This window comes from Streptomyces sp. HPF1205, from assembly GCF_020400825.1.
Lineage (GTDB): Bacteria > Actinomycetota > Actinomycetes > Streptomycetales > Streptomycetaceae > Actinacidiphila.
The window spans coordinates 1-20,826 of sequence record NZ_JAINVH010000008.1 but is presented as its reverse complement, the minus strand read 5'-3'; the positions used below and the strand labels follow the sequence as shown (position 1 = coordinate 20,826).

General features: G+C 73.8%; 12 protein-coding genes. 9 read left to right on the top strand and 3 right to left on the bottom strand.

All coding sequences use genetic code 11. The features are described 5' to 3' along the window. Positions 1-62: 62 nt before the first annotated feature. From K7G61_RS11255 to K7G61_RS11225, 7 genes are all read left to right on the top strand, one after another. A complete protein-coding gene (locus K7G61_RS11255; protein WP_225846602.1) occupies positions 63-1,274 on the top strand; it encodes a sensor histidine kinase in 1,212 nt (403 codons plus the stop codon). A 46-nt stretch (positions 1,275-1,320) separates the two neighbouring features. Further along, the gene (locus K7G61_RS11250; RefSeq protein WP_225846601.1) at positions 1,321-2,076 is read left to right on the top strand and encodes a response regulator transcription factor; all 756 of its coding nucleotides are present in this window, start codon (positions 1,321-1,323) and stop codon (positions 2,074-2,076) included. Between the two features lie 140 nt (positions 2,077-2,216). Beyond that, positions 2,217-3,083 carry an MIP/aquaporin family protein gene (locus K7G61_RS11245; protein WP_225846600.1) on the top strand — a complete coding sequence of 289 codons (867 nt, stop codon included), beginning with the start codon at positions 2,217-2,219 and terminating at the stop codon, positions 3,081-3,083. Positions 3,084-3,140: 57 nt separating this feature from the next. Further along, on the top strand, positions 3,141-4,658 hold the full coding sequence (glpK, locus tag K7G61_RS11240; protein WP_225846599.1) for a glycerol kinase GlpK: 1,518 nt from the start codon (positions 3,141-3,143) through the stop codon (positions 4,656-4,658). A gap of 225 nt (positions 4,659-4,883) precedes the next feature. Further along, positions 4,884-5,831: a N(4)-(beta-N-acetylglucosaminyl)-L-asparaginase gene (locus tag K7G61_RS11235; RefSeq protein WP_225846598.1), complete on the top strand. Its 948-nt coding sequence runs from the start codon at positions 4,884-4,886 to the stop codon at positions 5,829-5,831. A gap of 73 nt (positions 5,832-5,904) precedes the next feature. Continuing rightward, complete coding sequence (locus K7G61_RS11230; RefSeq protein ID WP_225846597.1) at positions 5,905-6,735, top strand: M55 family metallopeptidase; 831 nt, start codon at positions 5,905-5,907, stop codon at positions 6,733-6,735. Positions 6,736-7,059: 324 nt separating this feature from the next. Further along, entirely contained in the window at positions 7,060-8,169 is a 1,110-nt protein-coding gene (locus tag K7G61_RS11225; protein ID WP_225846596.1) for a sugar ABC transporter substrate-binding protein, read from the top strand. A 217-nt stretch (positions 8,170-8,386) separates the two neighbouring features. Here the strand turns inward: K7G61_RS11225 and K7G61_RS11220 are convergent, their stop codons facing one another. Then, positions 8,387-9,148, bottom strand: coding sequence for a metallophosphoesterase (locus K7G61_RS11220; protein ID WP_225846595.1), 762 nt, complete (start codon positions 9,146-9,148; stop codon positions 8,387-8,389). Positions 9,149-9,672: 524 nt separating this feature from the next. Between K7G61_RS11220 and K7G61_RS11215 the strand changes: the two genes are divergently transcribed. Then, on the top strand, positions 9,673-13,707 hold the full coding sequence (locus K7G61_RS11215) for a carboxypeptidase regulatory-like domain-containing protein (protein ID WP_225846594.1): 4,035 nt from the start codon (positions 9,673-9,675) through the stop codon (positions 13,705-13,707). A 109-nt stretch (positions 13,708-13,816) separates the two neighbouring features. Here K7G61_RS11215 and K7G61_RS11210 read toward each other — a convergent pair whose 3' ends face one another. Further along, positions 13,817-14,830: a LuxR family transcriptional regulator gene (locus tag K7G61_RS11210; protein WP_225846593.1), complete on the bottom strand. Its 1,014-nt coding sequence runs from the start codon at positions 14,828-14,830 to the stop codon at positions 13,817-13,819. 189 nt (positions 14,831-15,019) lie between these two features. Here K7G61_RS11210 and K7G61_RS11205 point away from each other — a divergent pair, with 189 nt between their 5' ends. Further along, entirely contained in the window at positions 15,020-16,159 is a 1,140-nt protein-coding gene (locus K7G61_RS11205) for a hypothetical protein (RefSeq protein ID WP_225846592.1), read from the top strand. A gap of 137 nt (positions 16,160-16,296) precedes the next feature. On the opposite strand, the gene K7G61_RS11200 is transcribed toward K7G61_RS11205, so the two are convergent. Next, on the bottom strand, positions 16,297-20,232 hold the full coding sequence (locus K7G61_RS11200) for a GH92 family glycosyl hydrolase (protein WP_225846591.1): 3,936 nt from the start codon (positions 20,230-20,232) through the stop codon (positions 16,297-16,299). Positions 20,233-20,826: the final 594 nt, after the last annotated feature.

Below are 20,826 nucleotides of genomic sequence, written 5' to 3'. Positions count from 1 at the left end.
GGGCGGCGGCCTCCCCCGTGCGGGGGAGGCGCGCACGGCCGCCCCTTTCCGATAATGGGCAGGTGAGATGGCCAGACCGCGCCTCCCGGCTGGGCAGGCGAGTCGCCGGCGGCGTGCGGCGAGCCGCGGACGCGCCCGACCTCCCCCTGGTCGCGGCGGCGGTACTGGCGGCCCTGGCGCTGCTGCAGGCGGCCGCGGGGCCGGCCGCCGACGGGTCGCGCGCGTCCTCGGTCGCCGGCACCGCCCTGGCCCTGGCCGTCGGCTCGACCGCTCCGCTGGCGTTCGCCCGGGCGCACCTGGTGCCGGCCGCGGCGGCCGTGGCCGCCGCTGTGCTGCTGACCCCGCTGAGCGGCGCGCTTCCCACGGTCGCCGGGATGGCCGCGCTCGCCGCCGTACTGCACCTGGTGGGCCTGCGCTGCGCCCCGCCGGTGGCGCTGCTGTTCGCCGTGCCGTTCGTGGCGTACGCGGTCGCGCCCGTGGCGGCCGAGCCGGGCGGGAAGGCGCTCGCGGTGTCGTTGCTGGCGGGCGCGGCGGCGGCGCTGTCCCTGGGAGCCGCGCGCCGCCGCGGCCGCGAGACGGCGGCCCGTACGGTGGCGGACTGGGCCTACGCCGACACGCTGCTGCAGAACGCCGCTCGCGGCGAACGCGCCCGTATCGCCCGCGAGTTGCACGACATCGTCGCCCACCACATCAGTTCGCTGTCCGTCCAGGCCGAGACGGCGCGGCTGACCACGCCGGGGCTGCCGCCGCTGGGCGCGGAGCGGCTGCTGGCCATCGGCGAGACGGCCCGCCTGGCGCTGACCGAGATGCGCGGGCTGCTCGGGGTGCTGCGGGAGGACACCGGGGACGCCGGGCCCGCCCGCGATCCCCAGCCGGGCCTGGACCAGTTGCTGGCCCTGGTGGACGGGGCCCGCGACGCCACGGGCGCGGTGGTGCGGCTGACGGTCAGCGGGCACGTCCGCCCGCTGGACCCGGGCGTGGAACTCGCCGCGTACCGCATCGTCCAGGAGGCGCTCACCAACGCCCGCCGCCACGCCCCCGGTTGCGCGGTCGACGTGGAACTGCGCTATGCCCGGAGCGCCGTGCGCATCCGCGTCCAGGACGCCGGCGCCGGCGGGTCGCCGCGCGCGGGCGGCCACGGCCTGCTCGGGATGCGCGAGCGCGCCGCGGTGCTCGGCGGCACGGTGGAGGCCGGGCCGGGCCCGGCGGCCGGATTCCTCGTGACCGCGCAGCTCCCGGTGGCCCCGGCGCCCGCGGTGAGGGCGACGCCGTGACCGCCGCGCCGCGCCGCCGTCCCCGCCGGGTCGCGCGGGCGGCGGCATGACCGCCCCGCCGCCGCCGGGGCGTACCGTGCGTGTCGTGGTGGCCGACGACCAGGACGTCGTACGCGCCGGGTTCGCGGCGCTGCTGGCCACGCAGCCGGACTTCGAGGTGGTCGGGAGCGCGGCGGACGGCGCCGCGGCGGTGCGGCTGTGTGCGGCCGTGCGGCCGGACGTGGTGCTGATGGACGTGCGCATGCCGGTCCTCGACGGCATCGAGGCCACCCGCCGGATCACGGCGGCCGCGCGGGACGGCGAGGGGCGGGGCGGGGACGAGCGGGACGGGGACGGGCGGGAGCCAGGGCCGGGCGGGCCGCGGATCGTCATGCTGACCACCTTCGACCTGGACGAGCACGTGTACGACGCCCTCGCCGCCGGGGCGAGCGGCTTCCTGCTCAAGGACATGGCGGCGGAACGCCTCTTCGACGCCGTCCGGATCGTGGCGGCCGGTGAGGCGCTGCTGGCCCCCACCGTCACCCGCCGCCTGATCGGGGAGTTCGTCCGCCTCGGGCAGCGCCGCCCCGGGCCGGCCGCCGCCCTCCTGGCCGCCCTCACGCCGCGCGAGACCGACACCCTGCGCCTGCTGGCCGAGGGCCTGTCCAACGCCGAGATCGCCGAGCGCCTCGTGGTGAGCGCGGAGACCGTGAAGACCCATGTCAGCCGGGTGCTGGCCAAGCTCGCCGCCCGCGACCGCGCCCAGGCGATCGTGCTCGCCTACGAGTCGGGCCTCGTCGTCCCGGGAGTCGCCGGGCGGTGACCGTAAGTGACGGGTGCCGTCCCCCGGACGGGTCAGCGCTGCGGGCGGGGCGGCCTCCGGCGTGTTTCCGTGGGAGGGATCAGTGCACGCGAGAAGCAGCCTGAGCCGGTCCGCCGCGGGCCGGCGGGAAGCGAGTGGCCATGGCGCAAGGACGCACGGCGAGCTCGACCGGGCCGATATTCGGTGGGCTGCTCGGGGAGATGTCGGCGGAGTTCGCGGGGACGATGATCCTCATCCTTTTCGGTGTGGGCGTGGTCGCCCAGGTGGTGGCCGGCGGCGCGCTGACGACTCCGCCCGGCGGGCTGGGGGGTCACGACTCCATCGCCTGGACCTGGGGCCTGGGCGTCACCTTGGGCGTGTACGTGGCGGCGCGGCTGAGTGGCGCCCATCTCAACCCGGCGGTGACGCTGGCGCTCGCGGCGTTCAAGGGCTTCTCGTGGCGGAGGGTGGTGCCGTACTGGTGCGCCCAGTTCCTCGGCGCCTTCGTCGCCGCGCTCGTCGTGCGCTGGGACTACACCGAGGTGCTGGGGCACGCCGATCCCGGGCACACCATCAAGACGCAGTTCGTCTTCTCCACCCTGCCCGGCAACGGCAACCCGGCGGCCGGGGTGCACGAGTGGGGGGCGCTGCGCGACCAGGTCATCGGCACGGCGATCCTGCTGATGCTGATCCTCGCGCTCACCGACCTGCTCAACAACCCGCCGCGCGCCAACCTCGCGCCCTACATCATCGGCCTGGTGGTGGTGGCGATCGGCATGGCGTTCGGTACGGACGCCGGGTACGCCATCAACCCGGCCCGCGATCTCGGACCCCGGCTGGCCAGCTACATGACCGGTTACGGAACGGCTTGGCGGGACCAGTGGGGGAACCTGTACTGGTGGGTGCCGATCGCCGGGCCGCTGATCGGCGGTCTGGTCGGCGCCGCCCTGTACAGGCTGTTCATCGGCTTCTTCCTGCCCACCGCCGAGCCCGAACCTCCGGGACGGGTCCCGGCTCCCGAGGGCTGACACTCACTCACCGGCTCACTCACCGGCCAACACCCCCCCACGAGAGGCAGCACAGCCATGGCGGACTTCGTCGGCGCGGTGGACCAGGGGACCACCAGCAGCCGTTTCATGATCTTCGACCACGACGGCAACGAGGTGGCGAAACACCAGCTGGAGCACACGCAGTACCTGCCGCGCCCCGGCTGGGTGGAGCACGACCCGGTGGAGATCTGGGAGCGGACCAACGTCGCTATCCAGAACGCGATCCGCTCCGCGGGCATCTCCGCGTCCGACCTCGCGGCCATCGGCATCACCAACCAGCGCGAGACCACCGTCGTGTGGGACCCGCGCACCGGCCAGCCGTACGGCAACGCCATCGTCTGGCAGGACACCAGGACCGACCGGATCGCCTCGGCCCTGGAGCGGGACGGGCACGGCGACCTGATCAGGCGCCGGGCCGGCCTGCCGCCCGCCACGTACTTCTCCGGCGGCAAGATCAAGTGGATGCTGGAGAACGTCGACGGCCTGCGGGAGGCCGCCGAGCAGGGCAACGCGGTGTTCGGCACCACGGACTCCTGGGTGCTGTGGAACCTCACCGGCGGCCCCAACGGCGGCATCCACGCCACCGACGTCACCAACGCCAGCCGCACCATGCTGATGGACCTGGAGACGCTGGACTGGGACGACGAGCTGCTGGAGATCTTCGGCATCCCGCGGGCGATGCTGCCGACCATCCACCCCTCCTCGCACCCGGAGGCGTTCGGGGTGACCCGCACCACGCGGCCCACCCGTACCGAGGTGCCGATCGCCGGTGTGCTCGGCGACCAGCAGGCGGCCACCGTCGGCCAGGTGTGCTTCGCCGTCGGCGAGGCCAAGAACACCTACGGCACCGGCAACTTCCTGCTGCTCAACACCGGTACGGAGGCGGTTCGTTCGGAGCACGGCCTGATCACCACGGTCGCCTACAAGTTCGGTGACGCGCCCGCGGTCTACGCGCTGGAGGGCTCGATCGCCGTGACCGGCGCGGCGGTGCAGTGGCTGCGCGACCAGATGCACGTCATCACGGACGCGGCCGAGAGCGAGCGGCTGGCCAAGACCGTCGAGGGCAGTGACGGCATCTACTTCGTGCCGGCCTTCTCCGGGCTGTTCGCCCCGTACTGGCGCTCCGACGCGCGCGGCGCGATCGTCGGCCTGTCCCGCTTCCACACCAACGGCCACCTGGCGCGGGCGACGCTGGAGTCGATCTGCTACCAGAGCCGGGACGTGGTGGACGCGATGGAGCAGGACTCCGGTGTCCACCTGGACGTGCTCAAGGTGGACGGCGGCGTCACGGCCAACGACCTGTGCATGCAGACGCAGGCCGACGTGCTGGGCGTGCCCGTCAGCCGCCCGGTGGTCGCCGAGACCACGGCGCTGGGCGCCGCGTACGCGGCGGGTCTCGCGGTCGGCTTCTGGCGCGACACCGACGAGCTGCGCGAGCACTGGCACGAGTCGCGCCGCTGGGAGCCGCAGTGGTCGCAGGAGCGGCGGGAGGCCGGCCACGCGGGCTGGCAGAAGGCCGTGGAACGCACCCTGAACTGGGTGGAGGTGGACTGAACCCCGCCCTTCCCGCGCGCTCCTCCTCGCGGGGCGCCCCGGTGCCGGAAACGGGCCGGGGCGCCCCTTTCGGCGTCTCCGGAAGGGGCTATGCGCAGGCGGGGGGCGGGTGCCAGACTGCGTCACCGTAACCGTATCCGCAGATCGGACAGTCGGGTCCGGACAGCGGGCGCGGCGAGGCGGGCCGCCCGCGGCCGGGCGGGCGCCGGATCGGACAGGAGGACCATGGCGGACGCGCTGATCATCGGGAGTGAACGCAGCGACGTGGGGCTGCCGGCCGGGATGGAGATCCTGCGGCGCGGCGGCTCGGCGCTGGACGCCGTGGAGGCGGCGATGCGGCGCTGCGAGGACAACCCCGCCGACCACTACGTGGGGACGGCCGGACTGCCCAACGCGCAGGGCGTGGTGGAACTGGACGCCTCGCTGATGCTGGGTTCCGGGCGGCAGTTCGGCGCGGTCGCCGCGCTGCGCGACTACCCGAACCCCATCTCGGTGGCCCGCGCGGTCCTGGAGCGGCTGCCGCAGCACGGCCTGCTGGTCGGGCAGGGCGCGGCGCTGTTCGCCGAGGAGTGCGGGTTCACCACGGCCGACCTGCTCACCGACGCCTCCCGTGAGCAGTGGCGGGAGCAGGTCGCCGACTCGCGCGAGGCGGTGGAGGGCGAGAACACCGCGGCGAGCGAGGGCGACCGGCGCTACCGCGAGAGCGCGCTCGCCCTGATCCGCCGGCTCGCCCCGCACGACGGGCCCTGGGGCACCATCAACATCATCGCCCTCGACTCCTCGGGTGAGATGTGCGTGGGCGTGTCCACCTCCGGCTTCCCGTACAAGTACCCGGGGCGGGTGGGCGATTCGGCGCTGCCCGGCGCCGGCAACTGGTGCGACCTGCGGGCCGGCGGCGCCGCGTGCACCGGCCGCGGCGAGCTGAGCATGCGCGGCGGCACCGCCCGTACCGTCGTCGACCTGATGGCGGCGGGGCACGAGCCGGCCGAGGCGTGCCGGGCCGCGCTCGCCGACGCGGCCACGCTGCCCGACGAGTTCCGCTCGGAGCTGCGGGCGCTGGCGCTCACCCCGGACGGGCGGCACGGCGGCGCGGCCGGCCAGGAGGGCAGCGTCTACGTCCTGATGACCGAGGCGTCCACGCAACCGGAGTTCCGCCCCCGGGTGGTGCTGTGAGTGCCCGCCCCGCCGCCGGGAAGCGGACGGAACGGGTGAACCGGGCGAACCGGGCCGCGAAGGGAGACCTCCGGTGAAGATCTTCGTCTCCTCCGACATGGAGGGCACGGCGGGCGTGGTGGACTGGTCGCAGTGCCGCCCCGGCCAGCCGGAGTACACGTACTACCGCACGCTGCTGCAGGAGGAGGTCAACGCCGCCATCGAGGGCGCGATGGCCGGCGGCGCGAGCGAGTTCCTGGTGAACGACTCGCATTCGACGATGTCCAACCTGCGCCCCGACGCGCTGGCCGGCCGGGCCCGCTACCTGGCGGGCCGGCACAAGCCGATGTACATGATGCAGGGCCTGGACGCCTCCTTCGACGGCGTCTTCTTCGTCTCCTACCACGGCTCGATGTCCGGCCCGCGCGCCACGCTCTCGCACACCTACAACCCGCTGGCCATCGCCGAGGTGCGGCTCGGCGGCGTGCTCGCGGGCGAGAGCGGCATCAACGCGCTGGTGGCGCTGGGGTACGGGGTACCGGTGCTGCTGGTCACCGGGGACGCGACGACGGCCGCCGAGGCCGAGCCGTTCTGCCCGGGCGCCGTGCCCGCGGTGGTCAAGTCCTCGGTGTCGCGGTTCGCGGCCGACAGCCTCCACCCGCACGAGGCGCGCGAGGTGATCCGCGACGCCGCGCGCAGGGCGGTGGAGTCGCTGCCGGACGCGGCCCTGCCCCGTATCGAACTGCCGGCCACCCTCACGGTACGGATGCGCAATCCCGACCTGGCGGAGATGGCCACCTGGGTCGGCGGGGTGGAGCAGGACCCGGCCGACCCGGTCGCGGTGACCATCACCGACTCCGACCCGATCCGCCTGTACCGCACCTTCGTGACGGTCGTACTGCTCACGCGCGGCATCGCGGAGTGAGCGGGGCCGGGCCGGGGCCGGGGCCGCCGAGCCGGAACCGCGGGGCCGGGGCCGGCGGCCGGTCGACCCGCCCGGCCAGGCTTTCTCCAAGTTCGGGCAAAAGGCCGGGCGGGTGCCCGAGCGGGAAGTTCACATGTTGGCGCCGACGCCGTGGAAGCCGCTCGCGGCCGGCGGGTGGGAGCGCGCCCACGGTCCGCCGCAGGCAGTTCGCCCCCGTCCGGGGCGAATTGATGTTCACTTCTTGACGAGCCGTCCCGCTGACCTGTTGACTCACCGCACCTGGGGTCGCGGTGTGGTGGCCCTGTGTCCAGGAGGCGATGTTCGATGAACGGGTTCAGGCGCGGAGTGCTTGTCGGAACCGCCGTGGTGTCCCTGACGCTCACCATGGCCGCGTGCGGCAAGGCGGGTCACAAGAGTTCCGACGACTCCGCGAGTGCGAGCTCCGGCTCCAGCTCGGGCGGCAAGACCATCGGGCTGCTGCTGCCGGACACCGTCACCGCCCGGTACGAGCGGTTCGACCGGCCGCTGATCGAGGCCAAGGTCAAGGAGCTGTGCCCGGACTGCACGGTCCAGTACGACAACGCCGCCGGTGACCCGTCCAAGCAGGCGCAGCAGGTCAACACCATGATCACCAAGGGTGTGAAGGTCCTGATCCTGGACGCGCAGGACTCCGTCGGCATCAAGTCGTCGGTGCAGGCGGCCGTCGCCAAGGGCATCAAGGTCGTCGCCTACGACCGCCTCGCGCAGGGCCCGGTCTCGGCCTACGTCTCCTACGACAACGAGAAGGTCGGCGAGCTGCAGGGCCAGGCCCTGCTGGACGCGATGGGCTCCAAGGCCACCCCGAAGTCCAAGATCGTGATGATCGACGGCGACCCGGCCGACCCGAACGCCGCCGAGTTCAAGGCCGGCGCGCACAAGATCCTCGACGGCAAGGTCGACATCGCCTACGAGCAGACCGGCCTGTGGAAGGACACGGTCGCCAACCAGAAGATGACCGCCGCGCTCACCCAGCTCGGCAGGAACAACATCACCGGCGTGTACTCGGCCAACGACACGATGGCCGGCGGTATCGCCACCGCCCTGAAGGGCGCGGGTGTCAGCGTGCCGCTGACCGGCCAGGACGCGGACCTGGCCGCGCTCCAGCGGATCCTGGTGGGCGCGCAGACGTCCACGATCTACAAGGCCTACAAGCCGGAGGCCGACGCCACCGCCGAGATCGCGGTCGGCCTGCTGCAGGGCAAGGACGTCACGTCCGTCACCTCCACGACCCTCACCAGCGGCTCGGGCGACAAGGTTCCCTCCAAGCTCCTGACGCCCGCGTCGGTGACGAAGGCGAACATCAAGGACACGGTCCTCAAGGACGGCCTCTACACCACCGCGCAGCTGTGCGCCGCCGAGTTCGCGCAGCCCTGCAAGGCCGCGGGAATCCAGTAGTCCGGGGCCGGTGACCGGCGGCCGGTGGCCGTCGGTCCGTGACCGGTGAGCCGTGCCCGGTGAGCCATGGCCCGGCCCGGCCACCGGTGGCCCGGGTCCCGCCGACGGCGATCGGCGGGACCCGGGCCGTTCCCGTGCCGGGGCGGTCCCGTGCCGGGGCGGTCCCGCCGCGGGTCCTTTCCCCGGGGCGGGACCGTCAGGTCTCGCCCCGGGTCCGTCAGGAGCGCGCGGCCACCACCCGGTAATGGGTGGTCACCCGGCCTTCGTCGTCCAGGACGTGGAAGGCAAGTGCCGGGGGCTCGTCGAGATGGACGAGGTCGTTGTCGTGGGCGCGCCGCTCCCAGGGCAGTTTGGTCGTGGAGACCACGCCGGGAGCCACCAGCAGCGGGCGCCCCGCGAACGTGGTGACGGCGGCGGTGTGCGCGTGGCCGCACACGAAGGCGGTCAGTACCGGGTGGCGCGCGGCCAGTTCGGCCAGCGCCCGCTCGCCGAACTGGCGGATGCCGTCCACGAAGGGAATGTGCAGCACGGCGGGCGGGTGGTGGAAGCCGACCAGCACCGGCTCGCCCTCGGGCGCGGCCGCCAGCACCCCCTCCAGCCAGGCCAGCGTCCCCTCCTCCAGCGCGCCCTCGTCCTTGCCCGGCACGGAGGAGTCGCACAGCGCCACGGTGAACCCGGCGCCGCGGTACACCTGGTCGACCGGCGCCCGCGACGCGGGCTGCCCGAGCAGGTGCTCCCGGAACGCCGCGCGGTCGTCGTGGTTGCCCGGGCAGGCGAGCACGGGGTGGCGGGAGGCCAGCAGCTCGCGGGCCCGCTCGTACTCCTCGGGCAGCGCGTGGTCGGCGATGTCCCCGGTGACCAGGACGGCGTCCAGGTCCCATTCGACATCCTCCAGGTACGCCATGACCGCGCGGGTGCGCGCCGCGCTGCGCGGCCCGGTGTCGACGTGGACGTCACTGAGGTGGGCGATCACGATCACGGCGGCGTGTCCCTTCCTGCGGGTGTACGGGTCGGGCGGATGCGCGACGGCCCGACGCTACGGCCCGGCCGGACGGGCGGTGAAGGTCCACTCCGGTCCATGTGGCCTGGCTCGCCCGCGGTCCGTGCGGGCGAGGAGGGTGGGCACGAGGGGGGTGGGCACGAGGGGGGGTGGGCCGATCCCGGTCGGCCCACCCCGTCGCGCCGTGCCGCGGCGCCGCTACTTGCGTCCACCGGTGCGCCGCCGTGGGCGACTGTGAGGGTTTCCGCCGGATTGCGGTGCGGCCGAGCGTCCGCCGACACCGCGAGCCGACCACCCGTCAGGTCCCGTGTGTCGCAGGCGTTAACACGTCACGGCGGCAAACCGCCAGGGTCCCGCATTGACCACTCCGGGCGCGCGGTTGGACCTTTGTGCTGGTCAACAGCCCTTCCACAGACCGCCGTCGGGACCGCGCGCGGTTGCGACGACGCAGCCGCGGCCCACCGGCGGCGGGCGGGCACTGTCCCGTACGACTGGAGCCACCCTTGCCCGGAACGAGACGCTTCTTCCCGCAACCACTCACGAGGCGACGCAACCGCACCGCGGCGAGCACCGCCACGGCCGCCGTACTGGCCGTGCTGGCTGCGCTCGCGGTGCTCCTGCCCCAGCAGGCCGTCGCCGCCGCGACCACCGCCGGCTCCCCCTCGGCGCCGGTCGCCGCCGCACCCGCCTGCGGCACCCCGGCGCCGGGTCACTTCGGGTGCTTCGCCATGCGCCGCACCGACACGCGCCCCACGCTCGGCGTGCGACGGCTGACGGCCGGTCGGGCGGCCGCCCCGGCCGGCTACTCCCCCGTCGACCTGCGGTCCGCCTACAACCTGCCGGCCGACGGCGGTGAGGGCGCCACCATCGCCGTGGTGGACGCCTTCGACGACCCCGGCGCCGAGGCCGACCTGGCCGTGTACCGGGCCCAGTACGGTCTGCCGGAGTGCACCACCGCGAACGGCTGCTTCACGAAGGTCGACCAGCGCGGCGGCACCGACTACCCGATCGCCGACGACGGGTGGGCCGGCGAGATATCCCTCGACCTCGACATGGTCTCCGCGATCGCCCCCAAAGCGCACATACTGCTGGTGGAGGCCGACCAGTCGCTGTCGGACTCCCTGGGCGCCGCCGAGAACACCGCGGTCGCGATGGGCGCCCGCTACGTCTCCAACTCCTGGGGCTCCTACGGCGACGACCCGGCCGACCTCGCCTACGACGAGAGCTACTTCAACCACCCGGGCGTCGCGGTGGTGTTCAGTTCCGGTGACGGCGGATACGGCGTCAGCTACCCGGCCTCCTCGCCGTACGTGACCTCGGTCGGCGGCACCTCGCTGGTCCGCGACGGCAGCACCCGCGGCTGGAACGAGTCGGTGTGGAACGGCATCACCACCGACGGCACCGGCGGCCGGCACTGGGGCGCGCCCGGTTCCGGCTGCTCCACGATCGAACCCCGGCCCGACTTCCAGTCGGCGGTGGACTGCTCCGGCCGCTCGGTCGCCGACGTGAGCGCCGTGGCCGACCCCGCGACCGGTGTCGCGGTCTACAACTCCTTCTCCGACGGAGGCTGGAACGTCTACGGCGGCACCAGCGCCTCGGCGCCGATCATCGCCTCCGTCTACGCCCTGGCCGGCTCCCCGGTCACCGGCAGCTACCCGGCCGCGTACCCGTACCACGCGGCGGGCGCGCTGAACGACGTGACGCAGGGCGACGACGCGAGCTGCGCCGACCGCTCGCTGTGCGGTTACGGCACCACGCCCGACTGCGCCCCGCTGTGGACCTGCGCGGCCCGGCCCGGCTACGACGGCCCCACCGGCCTCGGCACCCCGGACGGCACCGCCGCCTTCCGGGCCGGCCCGCACGGCACCGTCACCGGTACCGTCACCGACGCGGCCACGCACGGCCCGGTGGCCGGCGCCACGGTGAGCCTGGACGGCCATACGGCCACCTCCGACGCGAAGGGCGGCTACCGCCTCGACGTGCCCGCCGGTTCGTACGACATGAAGGTCACCGCCTTCGGCTACGGCGACCTGGACCTGGGTACCGTGCGGGTGGCCGACGGCGCCGGCCTCACCGAGAACGCCGCACTGACCGCGGTGCCCTCGCAGACCGTCTCCGGCACCGTGCGCGACGGCGGCGGTCACGGCTGGGGCCTGTACGCCCGGATCACCCTGGAAGGCGTGCCCGGCACGGTGTACACCGACCCGGCGACCGGCCGGTACACGGTGAGGGTCCCCCGGGGCCGCACGTACACCGTGCACGCCACCGCGCTGTGGGCGGGCTACGGGCAGGGCACCACGACCGTCACCGTCGGCGGCTCGCCGGTGACCGGCGACCTCACCCTCCCGCTGAGCACGTCGGGAGCGCTCCCGCCCGGCTACGAGACGCGGTACAGGGGTGGCGGCCTGGAGTCCTTCGCGGCCGCCTCGGCGCCCGACGGGTGGACGGTGCGGAACAACACCTCCGCCGGCGGCTGGAACTTCGACGACCCGCTCAACCGCGGCAACCAGACCGGTGGCTCCGGCCGGTTCGCGCAAGTGGACGACTACGCGCTCGGCTGGGCCCCGGCCGACACCGAACTGCTCAGCCCCTCCTACGACTTCACCGGGGTGAGCGACCCGCAACTGCAGTTCGACACCGCGCTGCCCGCGACGTACCGGCTCGACGACCCGACCGCCGACGTGGACGTCAGCACGGACGGCGGCGCGACCTGGACCACCGTGTGGCACCACACGGACGTGGTGCCCGGCCCGGCGCACGAGACCGTGCCGCTGAGGGCCTACGCCGACGCACCGCACGTGCGGCTGCGCTTCCACTTCGCCGGCTCCCTCACCGGCGTCTGGGAGATCGACAACGTGGCGGTCGGCGCCCCGACCCTGGTGACCCGGCCCGGAGGGCTGCTGGTCGGCACGGTCACGGACGCCAACACCGGTGCCGGCGTGCTCGGCGCGACGGTCGCGGCCGACGCGGTGCCCGCCGACAGCGGCCGCGTGGTGGCCGCGCCCGGTGACCCGGCCGCGGCCAAGGGCCTGTACGCGGTCTTCTCCGGCCGCACCGGCAAGCAGCGCTTCACCGCGGGCCTGCCCGGCTTCGGCTTTCCGCCGGAGACCGAGGCCGTGAAGGTGCGGGCGAACGCCACCACCCGGGCCGACTTCGTCCTGCACCCGGCCCGGCTGTCCTTCGGCGCCTCCGCGCTGACCGCGAAGGTACCGGCGGGCCGCAGCCGGACGGTGACGGTGCGGATCCGCAACACCGGCGGGTCGCCCGCGTCCTTCTCCCTCGGCGAGCACGACCTGGGTACGGCGCCGGCCGCCGGCCCCGGCGCCGCGGCTCGGCGGGTGCCCTCGACGGTGACCCCGCAGGACCTGCTCACGTCCGCCACCGCGGCCCGGCCGGCGGACACCCGTTCGGCGGACACGCCGGCGCCGGGCGCCGATCCGGCGGCGGATCCGGCCTGGTCGCCACTGGCGGACCTGCCCACCGGTTCCTTCGGCGGGATCGCGGCGGTGCTCGACGGCACCCTCTACGAGGGCCTGGGCGAGGAGCCCGGTGGTGTGTGGAGCAACGCCTTCCGCTCCTACGACCCGGCGACCGCCACCTGGCGCAGCCGGCCGGGCCCGGCGACGCGCCGCGTCTACCCGGCCTACGGCGTCATCCGCGGCAAGCTGTACGTCACCGGCGGCCGCGACGCCTCTGGCGCGCCCATCACCGGTGGCGAGGTCTTCGACCCCGCCACCGCCACCTGGTCGCAGATCGCCGACGCGCCGCGCGGCTTCGGCGCCTCGGGCGCCGCGGTCGTGGGCGACCGGCTGTACGTGATCGGCGGCTGCGACTTCGCCGGCTGCGGCTACAGCTCGGTCCAGGTCTACGACCCGGCGACCGACACCTGGTCGGCGGGCCCGCAGTACCCGGAACCGGTCTCGTTCACGGTGTGCGGCACCGTTGCGGGCTCGATCACCTGCGCGGGCGGCGCGTACCAGCCGCAGGGGGCCGCACCCAAGGACACCGCCCACACCTACGTACTGGACACCGCGGCCGGTGCGTGGCGCCGCGTCGCGGACGCCCCCGCGGACTTCTGGGGCGCGACCGGTACGGCGGCGGACGACTCGCTCCTGGTGGCCGGCGGCCAGCAGATCGGTTCGGGCACGATGACCGCCCAGGCGTTCGCCTACCACCCGGACGGCGACACCTGGTCGGCGCTTCCCGCCCTGCCGCAGCCGGTGCTGGGCGCCCAGTCCGCGCCCGGCTGGTTCACCGTCGGCGGCTCGAACGCCTACGGCGTCCCGCAGTCGGCGGTGTACGAACTGCCCGGCTACGACCGGTCGTCCGGCGACGTGCCGTGGCTGACCGAGCGGACCCGGCGGCTCACCGTGCCGGCCCACGCCACCGTCACGGTCCGGGTCACTCTCGACGCGCGGGCCATGACCGCGGCCGACGCGGGTGCGCACCGGGCGGAGCTGACGCTGGACGGCGACACACCGTACGGCCCGGTGGGGCTACCGGTGACCCTGTGGGTGGAGCCGCCCGTACGGCACTGACCGCGGCCGCGGGCCGTGCGTGACCCGGGGGCGGGCCGGCTGCTTCGCCGGCCCGCCCCCGGTGCCCCGCCGCCCGCCGTCCCGCCGGCCGCGGGCGGCAGCGGCGGGGTCAGCCCGCCGTGCCGCGGCCCGCGCCGTCCTCCTCGGGGTGCCACCAACCGCGGCCGGCGAGCAGCACTCCCGCCTGGAAGCGGCTCGCCGCGCCGAGCCGGCCGAGCAGGGCCTGTACGCGGCGCTGGACGGTGCGCAGCCCCATGCCGAGCTGGCGGGCGATCGCCTCGTCCGGCAGGCCCATCGCCAGCAGCGAGATGATGCGCCGTTCCTCCTCGTTGACGAACTCGCCGGGACCGACCGGCGCGGTCCGGCCCGGCATGTAGGGCTGGGCCTGGCTCCACAGCGACTCGAAGAGGGTGGACAGCGCGTCCAGCAGGGCGGAGGGGTGCACCAGGATGCAGGCGTCCAGCACCTGCGGTGTGGCCAGCAGCGGGATCAGGGCGGCCTGGTCGTCGGCGATGATCAGCTTCATGGGCGCCTCGGGCAGGAACCGGACGTCCTCGCCGGCCGCGATGTCCGCCTCGACGCGTTCGATGGTGCCCGGCATGCTGAGGGTGTCGCGGGCGTGGATGAACCGGCTGCGCACGTTCCGGCCGGCCACCACGCTGGCGGAGTTGACCCGTTCGCCGTCGCTCGCCTGGGCGTAGGGGGGCGCGTCGATGCCGCGGATCTCCCGCTCGGCGCGGCTGAAGAGCTGCTGGCCGCAGCGCGCCACGCCGTCCCGGCCGCTGATGACCTCGATCAGCGCGGCGGAGTCACGGCCCCGGCGGGCCTCGCGGTGCCGTTCGGTGAGCCGGTTGGCGAGCGCGCGCGCCCGGTGGATGTCCCGTTCCCGGGCCAGCAGCAGCACCTCCAGCGCGTGCTCGGGCGGCAGGGCGGTCCAGCACGACGGGCTGCCGGGCAGCCGGGATATCAGCCCGCCGTCCTCCAGGCGTACCAGGGCGCCGCCCGCCTCGTCGGGGTCGAGGCCGGTACGCCGGCACAGGTCGTCGACGGGCATCGGGGGGTTGTCGACCAGCGTGAAGTAGAGGACTTCAGCCGGGCGGTCCAGGCCCAGGACTTCGAGCATCGCACCTCCGCACACGGTGGCCTGCGGCACCAAGGTGATTGACAGTAGAACTTTATGGTCCCGCCCGGCCCGTCCACCCGGCCCGGCCCGGCCTGCCGGAACGCCGTGCGGGGCGTACCGGCCGATACTGGGCACGGCCGCACCACCGCACGACCGCACCACCGCACGCCCTTCGTCCCTGGAGTCGCCATGGCACGGCAACGGCATCGGGCCTTCGGCGATCGTCCGGCTCCCGCCGACCGCCACGGTGACCGCCCGGCCGATCGGGGCCCTGGTCACGGCGGTGGTCAGGACGGTGGTCACGGCCGCGGCCACGACCGCGGCCGTCCGGCGCCCGGTGACGGCCCGTCCGGTACGGTCGGCCGTCGGACCCTGCTGCTGGGCGCGGCGCTGTGCTGCGCGGGCTGCTCGGGCGGCGGCACGCACCCGGCGCCGACGGCGTCCCCGGCGACACACTCCCCCGCCGGCCGCCCGTCGAGCGGTCCTCTCCCCCCGCTGCCGGCCGCCGCGCCGTGGAGGCCGGGCCCGGGAGAGCTCCAGCCCGCGGCCAAGCTCGCCGCGGTCGAGGCGGTGGAGGCCCTGGGCACGTGGCGGCCCGGGCAGGCCGGTCCCGCGCACGCCGCCGCCCGGTTGACCGCGCTGGGCGTCCCGGCCGCGCGGGCCGCCCGGCTCGCCCGGCAGACCGGTTCGCTGGCGCCGGCCGCGGACGAGGCGGTGGTCCAGGTGATCGACGCCCAGTACGGCGGCCTCCTCAGCGGCTCCGCGAGCGTCCTGGTGGTCTGCGCGCAGACCACCAGGACCGGTGGCACGATCGGGCACGGCGGCACCACCGTGGACGTCCGGCTGGTCCGCGGCGCCGGCGGCTGGCAGGTCACCGCGCTGCACCCGGCGGTCCCCGGACCGCCGGTCGCCCCCGGCGCCCTGGCCCGCGCGGTGCTGGGCGACTCCCGGATCCAGTTGCCTCCCGCCTCGGTCGCCGACGTGCGCAGCGGCCGGGTGCACGACAGCGTGCTGCGCGCGATGACCGTCCTCGCGGGGACCTACCGGATGTCGGTCAGTGTGGTCCGCTCGGGCCATCCGCTGGACGTGTTCGGCACCACCCGGCCCAGCGACCATCCGCGCGGCCGGGCCTTCGACGTCTGGCGGATCGACGGCCGCCAGGTGGTGGACCCGGCGACCCCGCGTTCCCTGATCGCCGCCTTCATGCGCGCGGCCGCGGCGGCCGGCTCGTACAACGTGGGCGGCCCGGTCCCGCTGTCCGGTCCCGGCGATCAGTTCTTCTCCGACGCCACCCACCACGACCACGTCCATATGGGCTTCCTGTCCTGACGGGTCCCGACCGGCCGGTCCCGACGCGCCGGTCCCGAGGAACCGGTCCCGAGGAACCGGTCCCGAGGAGCCGACGAGCCGGCGAGGGGGCGGGGCGCCCCCATGACGCCCCGCCCCCGCTGCCGCCGGCCCGGTCGTCAGCTCAGCAGCTCCACCTCCGCCAGTGAGGTGGCCGAGTCGCCGCCGGCGGTCACCACCAGGCGGTACGAGGAGTACGTGCCGGGGTGCGCGATCCGGAACGGCCTGGTCCGCAGCCGGTCGGCGAAGGACTGGCCGGTGCGGGTGTCCAGGGTCGTCCAGTGAGTGCCGTCGGCCGAGCCCTGGAGTTGCCAGGCCGTCGGGTCCTGGCCCGCGGTGGTGCCCGAGGTCAGCGTGTAGAAGGTGACCTTGTGCCCGGATCCGCCGTAGGTCCAGGTGATCTCGGGCGTGGCGGTCGGGAAGGTGACCCGGGTGTCGGAGGTGTTGTCGAACAGCGCGCTCGCGTCGGTGTCCCCCGTCGCCTTGGCGGTGCCCAGGCCCGGGCCCGTGGTGTCCGCGAGCGGCCGCGGCGCCTGGCCGGCGGGCGTCAGCGACACCGGCAGGGCGTTCTTGCCGCTGCCCCACGCCGAGGGCTTCGGGCCCATGGTGAAGTCGAGCCGGGCGCCGTGGGAGAGCTGCCGCTGGGTCAGGTAGACCTTGTCCCAGTTCTCGCCGTTCACCTTCAGCGACTGGACGTAGACGTTCGCCCGGCTGTTGTTCGGGGCATTGACGACGATGTCCTTGCCGTTGTCCAGGTGGATCACCGCCTTGGTGAACAGCGGCGAGCCGATGACGTAGTTGTCGCTGCCGACCTGCAGCGGGTAGAAGCCGAGCGCGCCGAAGACCTGCCAGGTGGAGGTGGCGCCGTTGTCCTCGTCGCCGGGGTAGCCCTGGCCGATCGAGCTGCCGGTGAACAGCCGCTGCTCGATCTCGCGCACTATTCCTTGCGTCTTGGCGGGCGCGCCCGCGTAGTCGTACATGTACGGGATGCCGAACGACGGCTGGTTGCTCAGGCCCAGCTCGCCCATCCGCACGTCACGTGCCTCGATCATCTCGTGGATGGTGCCGCCGTACGATCCGGCGTCGCCGTCCGCGGTCTCCGGGGTGGCGAAGAAGGTGTCGAGCTTGCTTTCCAGGGCCTTCTTGCCGCCGTAGACCGACGCGAGGCCGGCCGGGTCCTGCGGCACGGTGAAGGCGTAGTTCCAGGCGTTGGACTCGGTGTATTCGTAGCCCCAGGTGCGCGGGTCGAAATCGCTGTCGGGCACCCGCCAGGAGCCGTCGGCGGTCCGGCCCTCGAAGAAGCCGACGGACTTGTTCCAGAGGTTGACGTAGTTCCGGGCACGGCCGAGGAAGTACGCGGACTCCTCTTCGTAGCGCCGGCGGTCGGCCGGTGCGGTCTTCGGGTCCTTGGCCAGCCCGGCCGCCATGGTGCCGATGCCGTAGTCGTTGACGTAGCCGTCGAGCGACCAGGAGACGCTGCCGTCCGTCCCGGTGCTGGTGTAGCCGGTGAACTCCGAGGTGGCCAGGCCCTTGCGGCCCACGCCGGAGGCCGGCGGCACCACGGTGGCGTTCTTGACCGCGGCCTCGTAGGCGGCCTTGGCGTCGAAGCCGGTGACGCCCTTGGCGTAGGCGTCGGCGAAGGCCACGTCGGAGCTGGTGCCGGTCATCAGGTCGGCGTAGCCCGGCGAGGACCAGCGGGCGGTCCAGCCGCCGTCCTTGTACTGCTGTACGAAGCCGTCGGCCAGCTCGCCGGCCTTCTTGGACTCCAGCAGCGAGTAGGCGGGCCACTCGGTGCGGTAGGTGTCCCAGAACCCGTTGTTGACGTAGACCTTGCCGGTGACGATCTTGGCCCCGGTCTGCGTGGGGGTGCTCGGGCCGGCCGTGGAGAACGGGCTGGCGTACCGGTAGACGGGGTGGGCCGGTGTACCGGTGTTCTCGTACGCGGAGTTGGGGTAGAGGTTCATCCGGTACAGGTCGGAGTAAAGGGTGGTGAGCTGGTCCTCGCTCGCACCCTGGACCTCGACCTTGCCGAGCCGAGCGTTCCACTGCCGCTCGGCGCCGTCCTTCACCGCGTCGAACGAGGTGCCGGCCGGGATCTCCTGGTCCAGGTTCTTCCTCGCCTGGTCGGCGCTGATGAACGAGGTGGCGATCCGCATGGTGACGGTCCTGTCGCCGCTGGTGTCGAACCGGGCGTAGCCGGTGACGTCGTCGCGGCCCTCGCCGGTGACCTTGGTGGCGGTCTGCGGCGCGCGGTCGAACTCGGCGTGCACGTACATCCGGCTCGCACCCGCGGACAGGCCGCTGCGGTAGTCGGCGTAGCCGTCGAGGGTGCCGTGGGCGGCGTCCAGGGTGAGGCCGCCGTCGTTGGTCACGTTGTCGAAGAGCAGGTCACCGGTGTCGCCGGGGAAGGTGAAGCGGAAGACGGCCGAGTGGTCCGCGGGCGCGATCTCCGCCTTGATGCCGTTGGTGAAGGTGACGCCGTAGTAGTGCGGCCGGGCCACCTCGTCCGAGTGCAGATACGGCAGTGCCCGCTTGTCGCGGTCCAGGCTCGGCGTGCCGGTGGCCGCGGACGGCATGACCTGGAACAGGTCGCGGTCGCCCATCCAGGGGCTCGGTTCGTGGCTGATGCCGAGCGCCTGCAGGGTGGGCAGGTTGTCCGCGTTGTTCTGCGCGGCGTAGCTGTACTCCCAGCTCGCCGAGCCCGCGTCGGTGACCGGGGTGTAGAAGTTGAAGCCGTTGGGGACCGCGGTCAGCGGCAGGTTGTTGCCGCGCGAGAAGGACCCGGAGGAGTTGGTGCCGCGCCGGGTGTCCACGTGGTCGGCGAAGCTCGCCGACCGGTCCGGGGCGGGGGCGGCGCCGATGGCGAGGTCGTCGATCCAGCCCTTGAACTGGGTGGTGTCGCCCGGGTCGGCGCTTCCGGCCGGGTCGTCGTAGGAGAGCAGGATCCGGTCGACGGTCTTGCCGGCGGCGGCCTCGCCGAGCCGCGCGACGACGCGGTTCCACTGCGAGGCATAGAGGATCTTCGAGGTGCCCTGGTCCCTGGCGGTCAGGGGGACGCCGTTCTGGTCCCGCGCCGGGTCGGCCAGGCCGCTGAGGTAGGTGCCGTCGGTGAAGTGCAGGTCGATCGCGGCGTACGTACTGGGGTACTTCAGGTCGCCGCCGGTCAGCTCGGGGAAGATCTCGTACGAGAGCTGGGTGTCCGCGGTGACCGGTATCGCCACGTCGTACAGCTTGTCGACGGCGTGGACGGCGCCGGAGCGGGTGTGCGTGCCCGCGTACTGGAGCGCCTTCAGACCGGTGAAGCCGGTGTCGGGCTTGACGTCGGGGCCGGAGGAGGGGCCGCTGCCGATCTCGGCGGTCATGCCGGGCACGGGGGTGGGCGCCGGCGAGCCGTCCGACAGGATCAGGTCGGCCAACTGCGTGGACCCGGTGTTGCCGCTGTTGGCGGTGATGTCCAGCCGGTAGTAGCGGTACGCGCCGGGGTTCGCGACGTCGTACACGTCGGACTTGAACCGGCCGCCGAACTTCTGGCCGGTGCGGGAGTCGACCGTGGTCCAGGCGCTGCCGTCGGCCGAGCCCTGGAGCCTGAAGTCCTCGGGGTCGCGGTCGGGGAAGTCGTTGGCGGAGGTCAGTGCGTACTTGGTGACGGTGACGTCCTCGCTCAGCCGGTACCGCAGCCAGCCGCTGGTGGCGAAGGTGAGCCACTTGGTGGCCGGGTCCTCGTCGGCCGCCTTGGGCGCCGTCTCATTGGGCGGATTGTCACTGCTGGCGGTGACTTCGGTGATTTTGTCCTTGACGCTGCCGGGCAGTACGGGCACGGTGCCCGCGGTCACCCCGGAGACCATCGGGTTGCCCTGGGCGTCGGTCTCGGCGGCGCCGGTCCAGGTCGGCGGGGTGTCACCGGACTCGAAGGACGTGCTGAAACCGGCGGCGCCGTCGTCCGGTCCGGCGGACGCGGCGCGCGCGAGGGCGGACCCGGGCACGGTGAGGACCAGGGAAACCGCCGTGGCCAGCAGGGATCTGGCGAGAGCGCGGCGGACCGGACCACTTCTCATGCGGTGCTGCCTTTCTGCGTGTGACGCGGGGGTGGTGCCCGGCGTCCCGCCCGATTCATTCAGCAGGGCGGGGCGCCGCTCAATGACGCAGGTCACAACCGGTGCGACCCGCGGCCGGGTGCGGCCGGGCCGGGTACCGCGGTCGCGTCCTCCACTCGTTTTGACAACGTTGTCAGAATGCCGAGCGCATCCAGGCGGGATCCTTGAGGGACTGGAGGACGCAGGGACATCCCAATGGGACGTCAGGCATCCTGTCCCCAACCCGCCCACCCGTCAAGGCATCGGGAACGGCGGGTTCGCCGGGCCGCGCCTGGCCGTGACCTGGCGGTTCTGCCGCGAGGGACCCAACCTCCGGTCCGGGCACGGCAGTTGGCGAGCCTGCCGGGAGGGGTCGCGGAGGTGCCCCGGGCACACGTCGGGCGGGCCGTCACGTACCGGGGAGGCGACGGGGGCGCGCCGTGGGGGCGGACCTCGCGGGTCCGCCCCCACGGTTCACGGGACCACCGAGGGCCCTCGTGTGCTCAGCTCACGTTGACGGCGGTGTCGTCGATGACGAAGGAGGTCTGGAGGCTGGAGTCCTCGGTGCCGGTGAAT

What these genes read in the sequence shown, in the direction of transcription:
- K7G61_RS11250 (WP_225846601.1), top strand. Translation starts at nt 1,321, where the DNA reads ATGACCGCCCCGCCGCCGCCGGGGCGTACCGTGCGTGTCGTGGTGGCC.
- K7G61_RS11245 (WP_225846600.1), top strand. Translation starts at nt 2,217, where the DNA reads ATGGCGCAAGGACGCACGGCGAGCTCGACCGGGCCGATATTCGGTGGG.
- glpK (WP_225846599.1), top strand. Translation starts at nt 3,141, where the DNA reads ATGGCGGACTTCGTCGGCGCGGTGGACCAGGGGACCACCAGCAGCCGT.
- K7G61_RS11235 (WP_225846598.1), top strand. Translation starts at nt 4,884, where the DNA reads ATGGCGGACGCGCTGATCATCGGGAGTGAACGCAGCGACGTGGGGCTG.
- K7G61_RS11225 (WP_225846596.1), top strand. Translation starts at nt 7,060, where the DNA reads ATGAACGGGTTCAGGCGCGGAGTGCTTGTCGGAACCGCCGTGGTGTCC.
- K7G61_RS11210 (WP_225846593.1), bottom strand. Translation starts at nt 14,830, where the DNA reads ATGCTCGAAGTCCTGGGCCTGGACCGCCCGGCTGAAGTCCTCTACTTC.
- K7G61_RS11205 (WP_225846592.1), top strand. Translation starts at nt 15,020, where the DNA reads ATGGCACGGCAACGGCATCGGGCCTTCGGCGATCGTCCGGCTCCCGCC.
- K7G61_RS11200 (WP_225846591.1), bottom strand. Translation starts at nt 20,232, where the DNA reads ATGAGAAGTGGTCCGGTCCGCCGCGCTCTCGCCAGATCCCTGCTGGCC.